This window comes from Mesorhizobium bavaricum, assembly GCF_056781655.1.
On the sequence record NZ_CM165566.1, the window covers coordinates 3,811,957 to 3,827,666 of the forward strand.

The 15,710-nt window shown below is 61.9% G+C and carries 17 protein-coding genes; 6 read left to right on the top strand and 11 right to left on the bottom strand.

Going from position 1 to position 15,710, the window contains the following annotated elements:
* Positions 1 to 18: 18 nt before the first annotated feature.
* Both AC1RZR_RS18660 and AC1RZR_RS18665 read right to left on the bottom strand, forming a co-directional pair.
* Positions 19 to 966 carry an alpha/beta hydrolase gene (locus AC1RZR_RS18660; RefSeq protein WP_481825547.1) on the bottom strand — a complete coding sequence of 316 codons (948 nt, stop codon included), beginning with the start codon at positions 964 to 966 and terminating at the stop codon, positions 19 to 21.
* A gap of 234 nt (positions 967 to 1,200) precedes the next feature.
* On the bottom strand, positions 1,201 to 1,386 hold the full coding sequence (locus AC1RZR_RS18665; protein WP_477274968.1) for a hypothetical protein: 186 nt from the start codon (positions 1,384 to 1,386) through the stop codon (positions 1,201 to 1,203).
* A 195-nt stretch (positions 1,387 to 1,581) separates the two neighbouring features.
* Between AC1RZR_RS18665 and AC1RZR_RS18670 the strand changes: the two genes are divergently transcribed.
* On the top strand, positions 1,582 to 2,715 hold the full coding sequence (locus AC1RZR_RS18670) for an acyltransferase family protein (RefSeq protein ID WP_481825548.1): 1,134 nt from the start codon (positions 1,582 to 1,584) through the stop codon (positions 2,713 to 2,715).
* A 62-nt stretch (positions 2,716 to 2,777) separates the two neighbouring features.
* Here AC1RZR_RS18670 and AC1RZR_RS18675 read toward each other — a convergent pair whose 3' ends face one another.
* The 7 genes from AC1RZR_RS18675 to AC1RZR_RS18705 all read right to left on the bottom strand — a co-directional run bounded on the left by AC1RZR_RS18675 (position 2,778) and on the right by AC1RZR_RS18705 (position 9,561).
* Complete coding sequence (locus tag AC1RZR_RS18675; protein ID WP_481825549.1) at positions 2,778 to 4,907, bottom strand: ASKHA domain-containing protein; 2,130 nt, start codon at positions 4,905 to 4,907, stop codon at positions 2,778 to 2,780.
* Positions 4,858 to 5,832 carry a methyltetrahydrofolate cobalamin methyltransferase gene (locus AC1RZR_RS18680; RefSeq protein WP_481825550.1) on the bottom strand — a complete coding sequence of 325 codons (975 nt, stop codon included), beginning with the start codon at positions 5,830 to 5,832 and terminating at the stop codon, positions 4,858 to 4,860. The genes AC1RZR_RS18675 and AC1RZR_RS18680 overlap by 50 nt, the downstream gene beginning before the upstream one ends.
* Positions 5,833 to 5,913: 81 nt before the next feature.
* The gene (locus AC1RZR_RS18685) at positions 5,914 to 7,005 is read right to left on the bottom strand and encodes a methylenetetrahydrofolate reductase (RefSeq protein ID WP_481825551.1); all 1,092 of its coding nucleotides are present in this window, start codon (positions 7,003 to 7,005) and stop codon (positions 5,914 to 5,916) included.
* The gene (locus AC1RZR_RS18690; RefSeq protein ID WP_477274975.1) at positions 7,002 to 7,613 is read right to left on the bottom strand and encodes a methylenetetrahydrofolate reductase C-terminal domain-containing protein; all 612 of its coding nucleotides are present in this window, start codon (positions 7,611 to 7,613) and stop codon (positions 7,002 to 7,004) included. The genes AC1RZR_RS18685 and AC1RZR_RS18690 overlap by 4 nt, the downstream gene beginning before the upstream one ends.
* Positions 7,606 to 7,908: a virulence factor gene (locus tag AC1RZR_RS18695; RefSeq protein ID WP_379096521.1), complete on the bottom strand. Its 303-nt coding sequence runs from the start codon at positions 7,906 to 7,908 to the stop codon at positions 7,606 to 7,608. Before AC1RZR_RS18695 ends, AC1RZR_RS18690 begins: the two co-directional genes overlap by 8 nt.
* 203 nt (positions 7,909 to 8,111) lie before the next feature.
* A complete protein-coding gene (locus AC1RZR_RS18700; protein WP_477274979.1) occupies positions 8,112 to 8,885 on the bottom strand; it encodes a formyl transferase in 774 nt (257 codons plus the stop codon).
* A gap of 100 nt (positions 8,886 to 8,985) precedes the next feature.
* Positions 8,986 to 9,561 (bottom strand): DUF4893 domain-containing protein, encoded by a 576-nt coding sequence (locus AC1RZR_RS18705; protein ID WP_477274981.1) that lies wholly within the window; start codon positions 9,559 to 9,561, stop codon positions 8,986 to 8,988.
* A gap of 120 nt (positions 9,562 to 9,681) precedes the next feature.
* On the opposite strand from AC1RZR_RS18705, the gene AC1RZR_RS18710 reads away from it, so the two are divergent.
* Positions 9,682 to 10,605: an NAD-dependent epimerase/dehydratase family protein gene (locus AC1RZR_RS18710; RefSeq protein ID WP_481825552.1), complete on the top strand. Its 924-nt coding sequence runs from the start codon at positions 9,682 to 9,684 to the stop codon at positions 10,603 to 10,605.
* Here the strand turns inward: AC1RZR_RS18710 and AC1RZR_RS18715 are convergent.
* On the bottom strand, positions 10,602 to 11,234 hold the full coding sequence (locus tag AC1RZR_RS18715; RefSeq protein ID WP_481825553.1) for a DUF1638 domain-containing protein: 633 nt from the start codon (positions 11,232 to 11,234) through the stop codon (positions 10,602 to 10,604). The genes AC1RZR_RS18710 and AC1RZR_RS18715 overlap by 4 nt on opposite strands.
* Positions 11,235 to 11,298: 64 nt before the next feature.
* On the opposite strand from AC1RZR_RS18715, the gene AC1RZR_RS18720 reads away from it, so the two are divergent.
* On the top strand, positions 11,299 to 11,454 hold the full coding sequence (locus AC1RZR_RS18720) for an entericidin domain-containing protein (RefSeq protein ID WP_111547486.1): 156 nt from the start codon (positions 11,299 to 11,301) through the stop codon (positions 11,452 to 11,454).
* 63 nt (positions 11,455 to 11,517) lie between these two features.
* Here the strand turns inward: AC1RZR_RS18720 and AC1RZR_RS18725 are convergent, their stop codons facing one another.
* Complete coding sequence (locus AC1RZR_RS18725; protein WP_027029468.1) at positions 11,518 to 12,216, bottom strand: corrinoid protein; 699 nt, start codon at positions 12,214 to 12,216, stop codon at positions 11,518 to 11,520.
* A 275-nt stretch (positions 12,217 to 12,491) separates the two neighbouring features.
* On the opposite strand from AC1RZR_RS18725, the gene AC1RZR_RS18730 reads away from it, so the two are divergent.
* The 3 genes from AC1RZR_RS18730 to AC1RZR_RS18740 all read left to right on the top strand — a co-directional run bounded on the left by AC1RZR_RS18730 (position 12,492) and on the right by AC1RZR_RS18740 (position 15,687).
* Complete coding sequence (locus AC1RZR_RS18730; protein WP_111547485.1) at positions 12,492 to 14,066, top strand: trimethylamine methyltransferase family protein; 1,575 nt, start codon at positions 12,492 to 12,494, stop codon at positions 14,064 to 14,066.
* Between the two features lie 89 nt (positions 14,067 to 14,155).
* A complete protein-coding gene (locus tag AC1RZR_RS18735; RefSeq protein WP_481825554.1) occupies positions 14,156 to 14,845 on the top strand; it encodes a hypothetical protein in 690 nt (229 codons plus the stop codon).
* Positions 14,846 to 14,949: 104 nt separating this feature from the next.
* The gene (locus AC1RZR_RS18740; protein ID WP_477272045.1) at positions 14,950 to 15,687 is read left to right on the top strand and encodes a dienelactone hydrolase family protein; all 738 of its coding nucleotides are present in this window, start codon (positions 14,950 to 14,952) and stop codon (positions 15,685 to 15,687) included.
* The last annotated feature ends 23 nt before the right edge of the window (positions 15,688 to 15,710 follow it).

Below are 15,710 nucleotides of genomic sequence, written 5' to 3' on the forward strand. Positions count from 1 at the left end.
GACCGAGAGAAGAAAGCGCTACTCCGCCGCCTCGGCGGAGGGCACTTCGAACCTTGTGTCTTGCCTGATCTGCGAGCGGCTCTCGCTCAGAAACGCGACGATGTGCTGGCGGGCGCGGCGCGATTCCGGCATGTCGATCAGTGGCCAGACGTGGAACATGCCTTCCTCATAGACGACATCGACTTCGACGCCGGCGGCACGCGCCTTTTCGGCGAAGATCAGATTGTCGGGACTGAGCAGGTCGTGCGAGCCGGTCAACAGCAGCGTTTTCGGCAATACCGACAGATCGCCATAGAGCGGGCTGATGTGCCAGTCGTTGCGGTCGATGCCGGCACTGTACATCCGGATCGCCTCCAGGCCGCCTGGTATGCCGAGCCACGGATCATTGCGTTCGGCCTCGAACAGCTTCGGGTTGGAAAGCGACATGTCGAGGCCGGGTGAAATCAACACATGGCGCGACGGCAGGGGCACGGCCTCTTCCGCGGCCATCATGGTCAGCACCACGGCCATGTTGCCACCGGCGGAATCGCCCATGAAGACGATATCCTCAGCCTCCGTCTCTTCGAGCATCTGGCGGTAGACGTCGCCGACCATGCCGAACATGGCGTGGAAATCATGTTCGGGAGCGATGGGATAGATCGGCACGGTGATGCCGTAACCCAGCCGGTCGGCCATGTCGGCGATCAGGTGCCAATGATAGGGCGTGATTTCAAAGACATAGGCGCCGCCGTGCAGATAAAGAATCCGCTTCTGCTCGCCGGCCCTGGGGGCAATTTCATAGACGGGGAAGCCATCGACCGCATGCACCGCGATGTCGAGACGCTGACGCAGCGAGGCGGGCGGCTGGTGGTTCTCGGTCTTGCGCGCGGCAGCGATCCAGCGCTGCAGGTTTTCCGGGCTGGCAAACGCCTTTTTGCGGCTGTGCCGGAGCACGAACGATACAAAGTGGCTTTTGAAACTTGGCATGCGGGTACACGAACTTCGGCTGCAGCCGACTAAGAGAATTCCCTTTCATTTGCGATGATCGTGCCGTGGCCGAAAATGTCAAGTTTTACGCTATGTCTACACGGTGGTGTGATCCGCGCCGCGTTGGTCAGCGACGCGGCAGAAGCGCGGCGCGCAGCCGGTGGTTGCCAGGCGCCGGGGCCGCATGAGGGCTCCGACGCCTGACGAGCAGCTTGCATCTTTCGGCGAATGTCATCAGCGCGCCGTACCCAGAAGCAGCGAGATGAGCGCCGCCTGCGGGTCGTTCGGCGGCGATGCCGGCCAACCGATGTCCTTCTGGACATGCGCCGGCAGGTTGTTCATGGCCCGGATCGACTTCTTCCTGTCGTGGGCAATCTTGATGGCCACACCATAGCGGCCGAGGCTTTCGAACATCGACATTTTGGTTTCCTCCGGAAGGTCACCGCGGCAGGAAGACATTTCCGGCCGGCCCTTCGATGGGGCTTAAATGCGCTGCGCATGTTTCCAGCGGATTTCACGAAAACAACGCTTCGGTTTCCGGATCAGGCAGATCCGGAAACATTTGCATACAAATGAAATTGCGTTTGATCGACGCCGGGGCGGACCTGTCGTCGGATGCGTGATAAACGATCAAAAGAAATGCCGCAATTCCACCTTAAGGTTTGCCGAGTTGACAAATGGCGGCAGACATTCGCTATTGTGCAGTGCAACATTTTTGGTGGGAGGGGTGTTAAGGGTAAAGGCGTGAATGAAATCCATAGTATTCAGTATCTTCGTGGATTTGCCGCTTCCGCAGTAGTCTGTTTTCATATCAACGAGCAGTTCAACGGCCCGTTCGCGATTGGTGCAGCAGGCGTTGACATCTTCTTTGTAATTAGCGGTTTCATCATGTGGGTCTCGACGGTCGATCGCCCTGTCGGTGCACAGCGCTTCATGTGGCAGCGAATTGTTCGCATCGTGCCACTTTATTGGGTAGCTACGTTGCTGACTGCGTTGGCGATTTTCGTCAAGCCGCAGTTTCTCTTCGGACACGTGCTGAGCCCTGCTAATTTTTTCGGGTCGCTGTTGTTTTTTCCAATGATGCAGAACGGGTCACTTCATCCCGTGGTGATCCAAGGTTGGACGCTATGCTATGAAATGATGTTTTACATCGTTTTCGCCTTGTCGCTCTTGCTGGCCAAGAAGCAGCGTTTTGGCGCGCTGATCGGCGCGATGCTGGCGATGGTCGCAATGAACTTTTTCCTGCTGCAAGGATACCCCGGAGCCTTTACCTCTCCCATCGTGCTCGAGTTCGCGGCCGGTGTTGTCGTCGGGCGGCTGTGGATGAAGGATATTCGGCTCCAGCTTATGCTGGCGCTGGCCCTGTTCGTTGGCGGATTTCTCTTGCTGATGACGGCCCAGATGCTTGACCCTGAAATGCCCCGCGTCTTGCGTTGGGGCATTCCGGCGACCTTGGTCGTTGCCGGAGCGGTCTTTGCGGAGCGCGCGAGCCCGTTCAGGCCCATGGCCTTGCTTACATTTCTAGGCAATGCCTCGTATTCGATCTACATCTGGCACGTGCTGGTGGCTGTCGTGGTGACCGGCATCATGCTTCGGTTTGGAGTTCCGTCAAGCTGGCAGCCGGCGTCGATTGCCTTTGTAAGCATTGCGATTTCCGCGGCGCTCTATCTGATTGTTGAAAAACCGCTGACCGGTTTGCTTAAATCCGTCACGCGCCAAAAGCCTGCCGCAGGTCAGGCCGCAGTCTGACTTGCGTCTGCCGCAGATTGAAACACAGGCGCGGTACTGAATCCGTTGTAACGCCGTACTTTCTATTCCCGGCCGCGCCGGGCGGCGTGGCCTTCGCGCGAACGCCGGCGCGGGGCGGCGTCGCCGGCGACGCCATCCTCGCTGACCGTCTTGCGCGGCGGCAGTTTCACGGCAGCCGACAGTTTCGGGAAGGGATCGACCTTGTTGGGCAACGCCATGGCGTAGACGAAATGCTCCTGGAATTTCGGTTCCAGTGCGGTCTCGATCTTCTCGATCTTGCTGACCGTGTCCTCGATCTCGCGACGGTAGCCGCGATTGAGCAGCGCCATGCGGGCACCGGCGCCGGCGGCGTTGCCGACGGCCGAAACCTCGTCGAGATCGCAATCCGGGATCAGGCCCAGCACCATGGCGTATTTCGGATCGATGAAGGAGCCGAAGGCGCCGGCGAAATGGATGCGGTCGACATGCTCGGTGTTCTGCTTTTCCATCAGCAGCTTGGTGCCGGCATAAAGTGCTGCCTTGGCAAGCTGGATGGCGCGCACGTCTGTCTGGGTGATGGTGATCTTCGGTTCGCCTTCCTTCAGCACATAGGAGAAGGTGCGGCCATTGGCGGTGACACGCGGCGAGCGCGCGGCAAGCCCGCCGTCGACGACGCCGTCTTCCGAGATGATGCCGGCGAGATACATCTCGGCCACGACCTCGATGATGCCGGAGCCGCAGATGCCGGTGACGCCGGTCGCCTGCACGCTGTCGAGGAAGCCCGGCTCGTCGGACCACAGTTCCGAGCCGATGACACGGTATTTCGGCTCCAGCGTGTCAGGGTCGATGCGTACGCGCTCGATGGCACCGGGCGCGGCGCGCTGGCCGCCGGAGATTTCCGCACCCTCGAAGGCCGGTCCGGTGGGTGAGGAGGCGGCGACGACGCGCGCCCGGTTGCCAAGCACGATCTCGGCATTGGTGCCGACATCGACAATCAGCATCATCTCGTCCTGGCGGTGCGGGCCTTCCGACAGCGTCACCGCCGCCGCATCGGCGCCGACATGGCCGGCGATGCAAGGCAGCATGTAGAGCCTGGCGCCCTGGTTGAGTTTCAGGCCGATATCGGAGGCCTTGATGTGCACCGCGCCCGAAACGGCCAGCGCGAAGGGCGCGCCGCCGAGCTCGGTCGGGTCGATGCCGAGAAACAGATGGTGCATGATCGGATTGCCGACGAAAACGGAATCCAGGATGTCGTTGCGCTGGACATTGCCTTCGGCGCAGACCTTGTCGACAAGACCGGAGATCGCTTCGCGCACGGCGACCGTCATGCCTTCGCGGCCATCCGGGTTCATCATTACGTATGAGACGCGGCTCATCAGATCCTCGCCAAAACGGATCTGCGGGTTCGAGGTGCCGGACGAGGCGGCAACGCGGCCCGACAGCAGAGACACCAGATGCATGGCGATTGTGGTCGACCCGATATCGCAGGCGAGGCCATAGGCCTCGTTTTTGAGGCCGGGCCACAGTGCCACGACGCGCGCTGTCTCGGTGTCGGCATCCTTGTAGATGGCGGCGGTCGCGGTCCAGTTGCCCTTGCGCAAGATGCCTTGCACCTGCGGCAGCAGATAAAAATCGAAATCGAGGCTTTTCAGACCCCAGTCATGCATCAGCGCGATCTTCAGGCGATCGAGATCGCCGAGCGGCTTGTGCATGTCGGGCTCTTCGATCTCGACATAGCACATGCGGATTGCCGCATCGCGGGCGATGACCCTGGTGTCGGCATCCTTGCGGATGGTCTGCGCGTTGATGACCGTGTCCTGCGGCACGTCGATGACGAGGTCGCCGAGGATCTGCGCCGAGCAGGAGAGGCGGCGCCGTTCGGGCAGGCCGCGGACGCGCTCATAGCGCTCTTCCTTGGCGCCCTTGGGCGTGATGTGGTCGTTGGAGGAGACGATCTTGTGCTTGGCGAAATTGCCTTCCTGCACTTCGATCTGGCAGCGCCCGCATGTGGCGCGTCCGCCGCAGACGCTTTCGACATAGACGCCGAGCTGGCGCGCGGCATCCAGAACCGGCGTGCCGACCGGAAACCGCCCGCGCTTGCCGGACGGCATGAACAGCACGAGCGGATCGGTGATGTTGGCAGGTGAATTCACGATTGCGCGCTTATCCCCGACCCATCCGGGCTTCACGGCCGCCACGGCGGCGGCCACCATTGCCGGCGCCTTCGCCCGGCGCGTTGACCTGCGTCGGGGCGGCTACCGCCTGGCCGCCTTCGGCCGGCTTGTAGTCCTTGTAGGTGCGGATCCAGTTGGTGCAGTTCTCGTCGGTGCCGTTCAGCACATTGGCGCCGCGCACGGCTTCCATTTCCTGCGGCCGCACCGGGTTCATGATTGCGCTCGTCATGCCGGCGCCGATCACCATCGGGATGAAGGCAGCGTTGATGCCATGGCGATGAGGCAGGCCGAACGAGATGTTGGACAGGCCGCAGGTGGTGTTGACCTTGAGTTCCTCGCGCAGACGGCGCAGCAGCGCGAACACCTGGCGGCCGGCATCGCCCAGCGCGCCGATCGGCATGACCAGCGGGTCGACGACAACGTCATGCGCTGGAATGCCGAAATCGGCGCAGCGCTGCACGATCTTCTTGGCGACGGCAAAGCGTACGTCCGGGTCCATTGAAATGCCGGTTTCGTCGTTGGAGATGGCGACCACGGGCACGTTGTATTTCTTGACCAGCGGCAGGATGGCTTCGAGCTTTTCTTCCTCACCGGTGACGGAGTTGACCAGCGGGCGACCCTTGGCGACCTTCAGGGCGGCCTCGATCGCGGCGGTGACCGAGGAGTTGATCGAGAGCGGAAGGTCAACCAGGCCCTGGACGATCTCCAGCGTCTGCACCAGCAGGCCGGGTTCGGTCTCGTTCGGGTTGACCGAGGTGACGCCGGCATTGACGTCGAGCATGGTGGCGCCACAGGCTGCCTGCTCGAGCGCGTCCCTGATCACGGTCTCGAAATTGCCCGCGATCATCTCGGCGGCCAGCTTCTTGCGACCGGTCGGATTGATGCGTTCGCCAATCACGCAGAACGGCTGGTCGAAGCCAATGATGATTTCTCGTGTCGCCGAGGCGACGATGGTCCGGGTCATGAATTCTCTCCGCCGTGATATAAAGATTTCTTTATATCGTTGTCTTGTTTCGTTCAAGCGAATGGGTGGTCGCCCGCACCGTCAGTGCGCGGTCTTCACCATGTCCACCTGCGTTTCGGTAATGTCGTCGTGCAGTATGTGCTCGAGCCGGTCGGCGACCATCTGGTCGTCGCGGCGGATCTCGCGTTTCCATGGCTGGCGGCCCTTCAGAACGCCTGATTCATCGACGATCTCGGCGACATATTCCTCCTGGCGATAGGCCATCACGTGGACGCCTGAAACACCGGAAATTTCCTTCACCTCGTTGATGATGTCGATGCAGAGCCGTTTGCCTTCCTTCTTCTGGTCCTGCGCGCCTTCCAGCCGCTTGATGACCGAATTGGGGATGTGAATGCCGGGCACGTTGGAGCGAATCCATTTGGCTGTCTTGGCCGAGGCCAGCGGTCCGACGCCGACCAGGATGAAGCACTGTTCGGTGTAGCCGAGATCGCGCACCTTCTGCATGTAGGTGCGGAACATCGGCACGTCGAAGCAATACTGGCTCTGCACGAATTGCGCGCCGGCGGCGATCTTCTTGCCCAGCCGATGCGGGCGGAAGTCGATCGGCGGTGCGAACGGGTTGATCGCAGCGCCGAGGAAAAGCTGCGGCGGCGTGGTCAGCTTGCGGCCGGACAGAAACTTGCCGTTGTCGCGCATGATGCGACAGGTTTCCAGGAGCGACATGCAGTCGAGGTCGAACACGGGCTTGGCGCCGGGCTGGTCGCCGGCCTGCACCCCGTCGCCGGTCAGGCACAGCATGTTGGCGACACCCATTGCCGCACCGCCCAGCACGTCGCCCTGGATGGCGATGCGGTTCTTGTCGCGGCAGGCGATCTGCATGATCGGCGCATAGCCCATTCGGGTCAAAAGTGCGCAGATGCCAACCGACGACATGTGGCAGTTGGCGCCCGACGCATCGACTGCGTTGATGGCATCGACCCAGCCGTCGAAGATCTTCGCCCGGTTGTAGACGTCCTCGGGATCAGCGCTGTCGGGCGGATTAAGCTCCGTCGTCACTGCGAATTCACCGCGCCGCAGGACGCGCTCCAGCCGGCCGCGCGAGGTGTGGCCGGGCAGGGGGTCGAGCGGCAGATCGATGCCGGCCGGGTTCTCGTCGAGTTGGCGTCCGATCATGCCGATGTCCCGGTGTTTGCCGCCCCATTCTTGGCGGCTGCGGCTGCTTCGCGCGCGGCGGCCGCCTGCGCGGTTACCCGCAGCCAGGCCGAGGTTTCGCGCAACGACTGATCGACCGGCTTCTGCACGGTCAGGATCCTGTCGCTGTGGACCATGTTCTGCGAGCCTTCCCAGGCCTTGACCCAGACGCAGGGCATGTCAGGCTCGACCTCGCAATTGCCGTTGGCGCGTACGCCGCCGCAGGGGCCGTTGCGCAATTGCTTGGGGCAGTTCATCGGGCACGACATGCCGGTCGAGGACAATATGCATTGGCCGCACATGCGGCAGTCGAACATGAAGCCCTTGACGCGCTTCTCGACAAATTTGATCGGCCCTTCGACACGACCGTAGCCGATGCCCTTCCACAAGGGGTGGAGCAGCAGGAACATGTCGGCGAATCTGGCGTAGAACCATTCGAGCAGGCGCGAGTGCCTGATCGACCACAGCCTGACCGCGAAGGAACGCTGCACGCGCCGCTGCGGCGACACGTCGGCCGGCTTGTAGTCGGATTTCGGCGCTGCCTTCTTGACCAGAGTGGCCTGGGTAACCGCCGGGTTGCTTTCAGACATTTTCTTTGCCGCCCGCCTTGACCAGAGCGACCAGCCGCTCACGGTCGTACTTCGTGTCGATGTCCTGGAAAGCCTTTTCGACCTCGGCTTCGAGGTCGTCGCCGACCGGAACAGGATCGGCCTTGCGCCATTCGGCCAGATAGTCGTCGGTACCGCCGGCGCCGGTACGCATGGCGCACATGTCGATCGCCTCGGTGAAGCGTAGCGGCAGTTCGCGCTTGGCGTTCTGCCGGCCCTTCTTGACGATGACCTGGGCAGGGATGTCGCGCCAGTAGACGACGATCAGATCGGCCATGAATTCTCACTCCTCGATGCACGAGCATTGCCGGAAGCGCAGTTGGGCCGCTTGTTATGGGACGACGCGCGCGCATTCAAAAGCGACGCATTTGGATGTCGTAAAATGAAAGGTGCGTTTATTCGTTCGCGGCGTGTGCCGGCGGCAGGTTCGACGCATCGGAAAAGCCAGCGCTTTGCGTGCGATTGCGGAACTGGGATGCGCTACCAGATGCCGGTTCTGAGGCCTGTCCAGAGGTAGAACCAGATCGTCGGGTGATACCATTGTTGCGACGGCAGGCCGGGGTCGATGGTGGCGAGTTTTCCGGCCAACACGTCGCTGACCGCCTCGACACAGATGTCACGCGACAATGCTGCCTGGCGTAGTGCGTAGCTTGAAATGCTGTCGCCGCGTTCGGGCTTGCCGCGCGCCTGCCTGAGCGCCCCCCCGGTGTCGACACCGGCATCGACCAGCAGCACGGTGGTGCCGAAGTTTTCGGCATCACCGGTCGCCAGCGCCCAGTAGCCGCCGTTCATGCCGCGGTATCTGGGCGTGATGCCGGCATGGTAGTTGATGACCGGGCAAGCGATTTTCGACAGCGTCTCCCGCGTCAGCATGCGGCAACCGGCGAGAAACACAACGCCTGGCTGGATCCGTGCGATGGCGTCCAGGCATTCCGGCGCATTGGCGGAGGGAACGTGGGTGATCGACTGTCCTGGCTTCGGTTCCGTCTCCAGCTCCTGCTCGGCGATCATTTGCGCCGCATGGCCCGCAAAGAAGCGCTTTCCCAGACGCGTCAGCACCATTGTGCCCAACTGACCGATGGCCGATGCCCAGCCCAGCCGGCGGGCGCGCCTGAGCAGCAATTGCTTCTTGGATTCAGGAGCTTCGAGGATAACGCTGACAGGACCCAGCCGGTCGATGATGGCGTTGATGACCGCCCAGATGTGTGGGCCGCCTTCGGTTACGACGACGATGTTCGACTTGAGGGGTTCCATGGTTCGCGACGCGCCGTTGGACAAGATGCGGCCGGTATCGGCCCTGGCTTGCGGGATGCTAGGGCGTGCGGGTTAATCCTTGGTGATTGCGGTTTCCGGATCAGCGCTTGAATTCGAGGATGTCGAGCTTCGATTCGTAATAGGGCGCCGGAAATTCGATGCGCCATTCGCTGGCGCTGTTGCGGAAGGCGTAGCCGACCTGGTCGGTTTGCGGACCACTTCCATAGGGCTTTGCCGGGTCGCTGTTGACATAGGCCGAGCCGAGATAGATCGCGCGCTTTTCGGCATCGTCGAAGAAGCGGCCCTTGGTGCGCTGCGAGCCGCTGATCTTTTCCAGGCGCCAGCCGGAACCGTCGTCGGTCACCTTGCACTTGAACCAGCCATAGATGACGAGCGGCAAAGGTCCGCCGGCCTTGATGGTGCGGCACTGCCAGTTGCCGGTCAAATCCTTGTCGGAGAAGGCCACCAGCGGTTTTGCCAGCAAGGCATCGAGCTGTTTGACCTCGGCAGGGTCTCCTGCTTTCGCCTCGGCCAGCGCCGTCTTGCGTGTCTCGCCATATTTGTCGAGCCGTGTCTTGTCGGCTGGGGTGATGAGTTTCTGCACCTCGCCATCGGCAAGCGCGGGGAGGGTGCAGCAGAGCAGACCGATAGCGGCGAGCAGTGGACGAAGGGTCATGGGAGGCCTCCTGTTGATGTCTGGAGCAGCGCCGCTGCCATCTGGAGCATAACTTATCGGGTCGCTGGCGCCTGTCATCCGTGCTTAACAGCGCCACGCTCAAAAATCATGGTGTGACGAATGCGAATCTTGCTCACGGGGTCGTCGGGTTGGCTGGGCAGTGCGCTGGCGCCGCGCCTGCGGGCGCTTGGTCACGATGTCACCGGCCTCGATCCCGTTCCATCAGCGGAGACCCAGATTGTCGGCTCGATCGCCGATCGCGACCTTGTCCTGCGCACGGTCGGCGACAACCGGATCGAAGCCATCATCCACAGCGGCGCGCTGCACAAACCCAATATCGAGAACCGCGCCAACAGCGATTTCGTCGCCACCAACGTGCAAGGAACGCTCAACCTGCTCGATGCGGCGGTGGCGTCCGGCGTCGACCGCTTCATCTTCACGTCGACGACCTCGCTGATGATTTCGCAGGCTGTGCGCGATGGGTTCAAAGGTGGCGCGCGCAAGGCTGCCTGGCTGACGGAGGCGATGTCTCCCGAGCCACGCAACATCTACGGTGTCACCAAGCTTTCGGCTGAACATCTCTGCCGCCTCTATCATATCCAGCAGGGGCTGCCGGTGGTGGTGCTGCGCACGGCCCGCTTCTTTCCCGAAGCCGACGACATGGCGCATGCGATCGAACAGTCGGATGCCAACACGAAGGCCAATGAACTGCTGTTTCGCCGGTTGACCGTCGAGGACGCGGCCGATGCCCACGTCCTCGCCCTGGAAAAGGCGCCGCAGTTCGGGTTCGACATTTTCATCGTCTGCGCGCCGACGCCGTTCCGGCCCGATGATTGCGCGGCATTGATCGCCGACGCTCCGTCGGTGGTCGCGCGCTACTTTCCGGAATTCCCGGCGCTCTATGCGCGAAACGGCTGGACGATGTTTTCCTCCATCGACCGCGTCTATAACGCGTCGCGGGCGAGGGAAAGGCTGGGTTTCGTCTGCAAGACAAGCTTTGCCGATGTGCTTGCGGGGCTGCGGACGGAAGCGGGGGCTGCCTAACCAGCGATGGCCGCGGCGCTCGCCATTCCCGCTGTCAGGTCGCCGTAGCCCGTCGCGCGGCGTTCATAGGCCAGACCGAGCATTTTTGCAGCATTTTCGGCGACCTTGTCGAGTTCCGGATCGTCTGTCTGGGCGAGGTAGATCAGCTTCTCGTAATTGCCGAAATAGTCCTTGATCAGCTCCGGGTGCTTGTCGAGGCCAAGCGGCTTCATGAAGAAGGCGTCGAACTGACGGCACAGGAAGTCGGTCATGTAGAAGGACATCATGTCGTCGTCGGCGATTTTCGCATAGGCTTCCATGCCTTGATAGAAGGCAAAGCAATGCGGGCCGGCCATGCGCTCGACGCCGTGCTTCTCGCAGATACGGTCGAGCAGGCCGCCGGTGCCGCAATCGGCATAGCCGACGAAGATGTGTTGGTAGCCCTCCGCTTTGGCTTTTTCGATGGCCTTGTCCATGGCCGGCGCGATGCGGTCCGGATAGAAATGGAATTCCGCCGGCAGGCAGGTCAATTCCAGGTGATTGAGTCCGAGCTGTTCCTTGACGGCCAACACCTCGCGCGCAATCATTCCGCAGGCGATGACGAGCAGCGTGTCCGCTTGGTCTGGTGTCTTCTTTTGAGTCTTGACCATGGAACCAGCTGAGCCGGCTTTCGTTGCTGTGGGGTGAATCTATCGAGAGAGGGATAAACCGTCCATGAAAACATCTACATATGCAGTCATTGCGCTGCTCGCCAGTGCGCTGCTGGTTTCGGCATGTGCAAACACGATCCGTGGCGTCGGCAAGGATGCCGCAAACACGGTCAACGCCACACAGAACGCTGGCAAGAGAGTTGCCACCGCCGCGAACTAGCCTCGCGCTAGCTTGCTCTGCCCAAGTGAAACGGCCGCCATGATTGGGCGGCCTTTTCCTTTCTCAGGCCGAAGCGCGGACATTGTGCTTGCGCTTCATGAAGTCCTTGGCGGTCTCGACCGCCACCGCCGCGTCGCGGCAATAGGCATCGGCGCCGACGGCCTTGCCGAATTCCTCGTTCAGCGGCGCACCGCCGACCAGCACGACATAGTCGTCGCGGATGCCCTTTTCCTTCATCGTGTCGATGACGACCTTCATATAGGGCATGGTCGTGGTCAGCAGCGCCGACATGCCGATGATGTCGGGCTGATGCTGCTCGATCGCATCGAGATACTTCTCGACCGCGTTGTTGATGCCGAGGTCGATGACGTCGAAGCCCGCACCCTCCATCATCATGCCGACGAGGTTCTTGCCGATGTCGTGGATGTCGCCCTTGACGGTGCCGATGACCATCTTGCCCTGCTTCGGCGCGCCGGTGGCGGCAAGCAACGGGCGCAGGATGAACATCCCGGCCTTCATCGCATTGGCCGACAACAGCACTTCCGGCACGAACAGGATGCCGTCACGAAAATCCTCGCCGACGATGCGCATGCCTTCGACCAGCGCTTCCGTCAGCACCTTGTAGGGCACCCAGCCACGCTCGAGCAGGATGTTGGTGCCTTCCTCGATCTCTTCCTTCAGCCCGTCATAGAGATCGTCGTGCATCTGCTGCACCAACTCGTCGTCGGAAAGTTCGGATAGGATGATCTCGTCGTCGGACATTTGTATCAAGCTCCTGCCGGCATCGCGACTGCGTCGCAAGGCACAAAATATTCGCGTTCATACCTAACCCGCTGGGGGCGTGTATCCATAGCTGATTTGCGACTTCCCGCAAAAGGAAAGCGACCGTAACTCTCTTGGAATTCTTGTCGATTTTGCGACAGGCGTTGGCGCTGGCGGGCCGTTTCGAATAGGGTGCATGGCTACGATCCGGCGAGAAGCGGCGATACGCTGCCGCAATGGATTCCGGGCAAGAACAAATTCAGGGAAGAGCGATCATGAGCGAACACGCGGCAGTCGATCAGGAAGCGTCAAACGCGCGACGCGGGCGCGGCGCCAGCGGCGGGGCGGCTGCCCGGCGTGCGGCACGTTCGGGCGGCGGCCCCGGCACCCAGCTGACCTACATCAAGCGCAAGATCAACGTCTACGAGGTGCTGGACGAGGAAGGCCTGGCGCTGATCGAGAAGAACACCGATACGGTGCTCGAAGAGATCGGCATCATTTTCCGCGACGACGCGGAAGCATTGCAGTTGTGGAAAGAGGCCGGCGCCGACGTCAAGGGCGAGCGAGTGCACTTCCCTAAGGGTCTCTGCCGTTCGTTGCTTAAGACCGCGCCTTCCGTATACACCCAGCACGCCCGCAATTCCGAGCGCTCGGTGCAGATCGGCGGCAACGCCACTGTCTTCGCGCCGGTTTATGGCCCACCCTTCGTGCGCGATCTCGATGGCGTCAGGCGCTATGCGACGATCGAGGATTTCCAGAATTTCGTGAAGCTCGCCTATATGGCGCCGTCGATCCACCATTCGGGCGGCACGGTGTGCGAGCCGGTCGATGTGCCGGTCAACAAGCGCCATCTCGACATGATCTACAGCCACATCAAATATTCTGACAAGCCGTTCATGGGCTCGGTGACCGCGCCGGAGCGCGCCGAAGACACCGTCGCCATGGCCAAGATCGTGTTCGGTGACGACTTCGTCGAAAACAACACCGTGCTGACCAGCCTGATCAATGCCAACTCGCCGATGGTGTTCGACGAGACCATGCTCGGCGCGCTGAAAGTCTATTCGCGCCACAACCAGGCCTGCATCGTGACGCCATTCATCCTCGCTGGGGCGATGAGCCCGGTGACGGTTGCCGGCACGCTGACGCAGGTTCTGGCCGAAGTGCTGGCCGGCGCGTCGTTCACGCAGTTGATCCGGCCGGGTGCGCCGGTGCTGTTCGGCACCTTCGCGTCCTCGATCTCGATGCAGTCGGGCGCGCCGACCTTCGGCACACCGGAGCCGTCACTGGTGTCCTATGGCGCGGCACAGCTCGCGCGTCGCCTCGGCCTGCCGTTTCGCACCGGCGGTTCGCTCTGCGCGTCCAAGGTTCCGGACGCGCAGGCGGCCTATGAGAGCGCCAACACGCTGAACTCGACCATCCTGGCCGGCACCAACTTCGTGCTGCATTCGGCCGGCTGGCTCGAGGGCGGCCTCGCCTCCTGCTATGAAAAATTCATGATGGACATCGACCAGCTCGGCATGACGCAGAAGTTTTCCGAAGGCGTCGACCTGTCGGAAAACGGCCAGGCGATGGATGCCATCCGCCAGGTCGGCCCGGGCAGCCATTATCTCGGTTGCGACCACACCCAGGCTAATTTCCAGACCGCCTTCTACCGCTCCAACATCGCCGACAACAATTCCTACGAGCAGTGGCTGGCCGAGGGTGAAAAGACCGCGCCGCAGCGTGCCAACGAACTCGCCCGCCGCTGGCTGGAAAGCTACGAGGCGCCCTATCTCGATCCGAGCATCGACGAAGCCTTGAAGGACTTCATCGCCAAGAAGAAGGGGTCGATGCCCGACGCCTTCACTTGAAAGGAGCCCGAGTCAGGCGGGGCTAAAGTCGCCAACATCATCCACAAGGAAGTCTGGCGGAGCGCTTTCTCCGATCCGGTCAAGAAGGAATGATTGCGCCTGCCGGCAGCGTCGACCGTATCGCTTCGGCGCTTCTCGCCAACGGCCTTATTCGTCGTGGCGGCTTCAATTTTGCGCCGGGCGAAACGCCACCACTTGGTCCCTCAGGCGCTCCCGCCAAGGCCGTCCTGCTGGTCGGGCAGGCGGGTGCCGCGCCCTGGCCGCATTTCATGCGCTGGCGGGAAAAGCATTCGCGGACCATCGCCAATCCGCTCGACACCTGGTCACGCGACGTGATCGGGGCGGTGGCGGAGACATTCGGGGCGAGGGCCGTTTCGCCATCCGACAGGCCGTATCTGCCTTTCCAGCAATGGGCGATGCGGGCGGAGGGGCTGAAGCCGTCACCGCTCGGCATCCTCATGCATCCGCAATATGGGCTGTGGCACGCCTATCGTGGTGCGCTGCTGTTCGAGCACGAACTTCCGGTTCAAGCCGCTGAGACGGTGCTCCACCTTTGCGACGCATGTGCGGAAAAACCTTGCCTGAAATCCTGTCCGGTCGACGCATATTCCGCGCAAGGTTTCGCCTACCAGTCCTGCCTGGCGCATGTGCGGGGAACGAATGGCGGACCGTGCCGGAGTGGCGGCTGCCTCGACCGCAATGCCTGTCCCTATGGCACGGCCTATCGCTATCCACCGGAGGTCCAGACCTTTCATATGGCGGCATTCGCCGGTCTGTAGTCGTCACGCGATCCTGCACGAAATGTTGACTGCCAGGTTCAGGGAATGCCTTGCTCTGGCGGCTCGCGCGGATATGTATCGCGATCTGACGAACGGAGTAGGCGATGACGAAACAAGACCTTCAGATCAAGACCAGGGATGGCGTTGCCAGCGCAGGACTTTTCCGCGCTGCAGACACGTCCCCGGCCAAGGCCGGCGTCATCCTGTATATGGACGCGTTCGGGCCGCGCGTTGCGCTCGATGGCATGGCGGAACGCTTGGCGGGCGAAGGCTATGCGGTGCTGGTGCCGGATCTGTTCTACCGCAATGCGCCCTACGGGCCGTTCGACGCCAAAACCGCCTTTGCCGAGGAAAAGACCAAGGCAGCGCTGATGGCGCTGGTCACCGGCACCACGCAGGCGATGACCATCAGCGACAGCGGTGCATTCCTCGATGCGCTGGCTGCTGAAGGTGTTGCCGGGCCGATCGGTACTGTCGGCTATTGCATGGGCGGCGCACGGGCATTGAACGCCGCTGCAACCTATCCCGAGCAGATAAAGGCGGCGGCCAGTTTCCACGGTGGCAATCTCGCCAGCGATGCCGCCGACAGCCCGCATCGCAAGGCTGCCTCGATCAAGGCGCGTGTCTATGTCGGCACGTCCGGTGTCGACAGAAGTTTCCCGCCGGAGCAGTCGGCGCGGCTTGCCGAGGCGCTGCGGGTTGCGGAAGTCGATCATGTCATCGAGAACTATGTCGGGGTGGCGCATGGCTGGTGCGTGCCGGATCACAGCGTCTTCGATGCCGCAGGTGCCGAGCGCCACTGGAAGCGGTTGACGACGCTCTTTGCCGAGACGCTGATCTAACACACCTAAAAACGCCGGTCGAA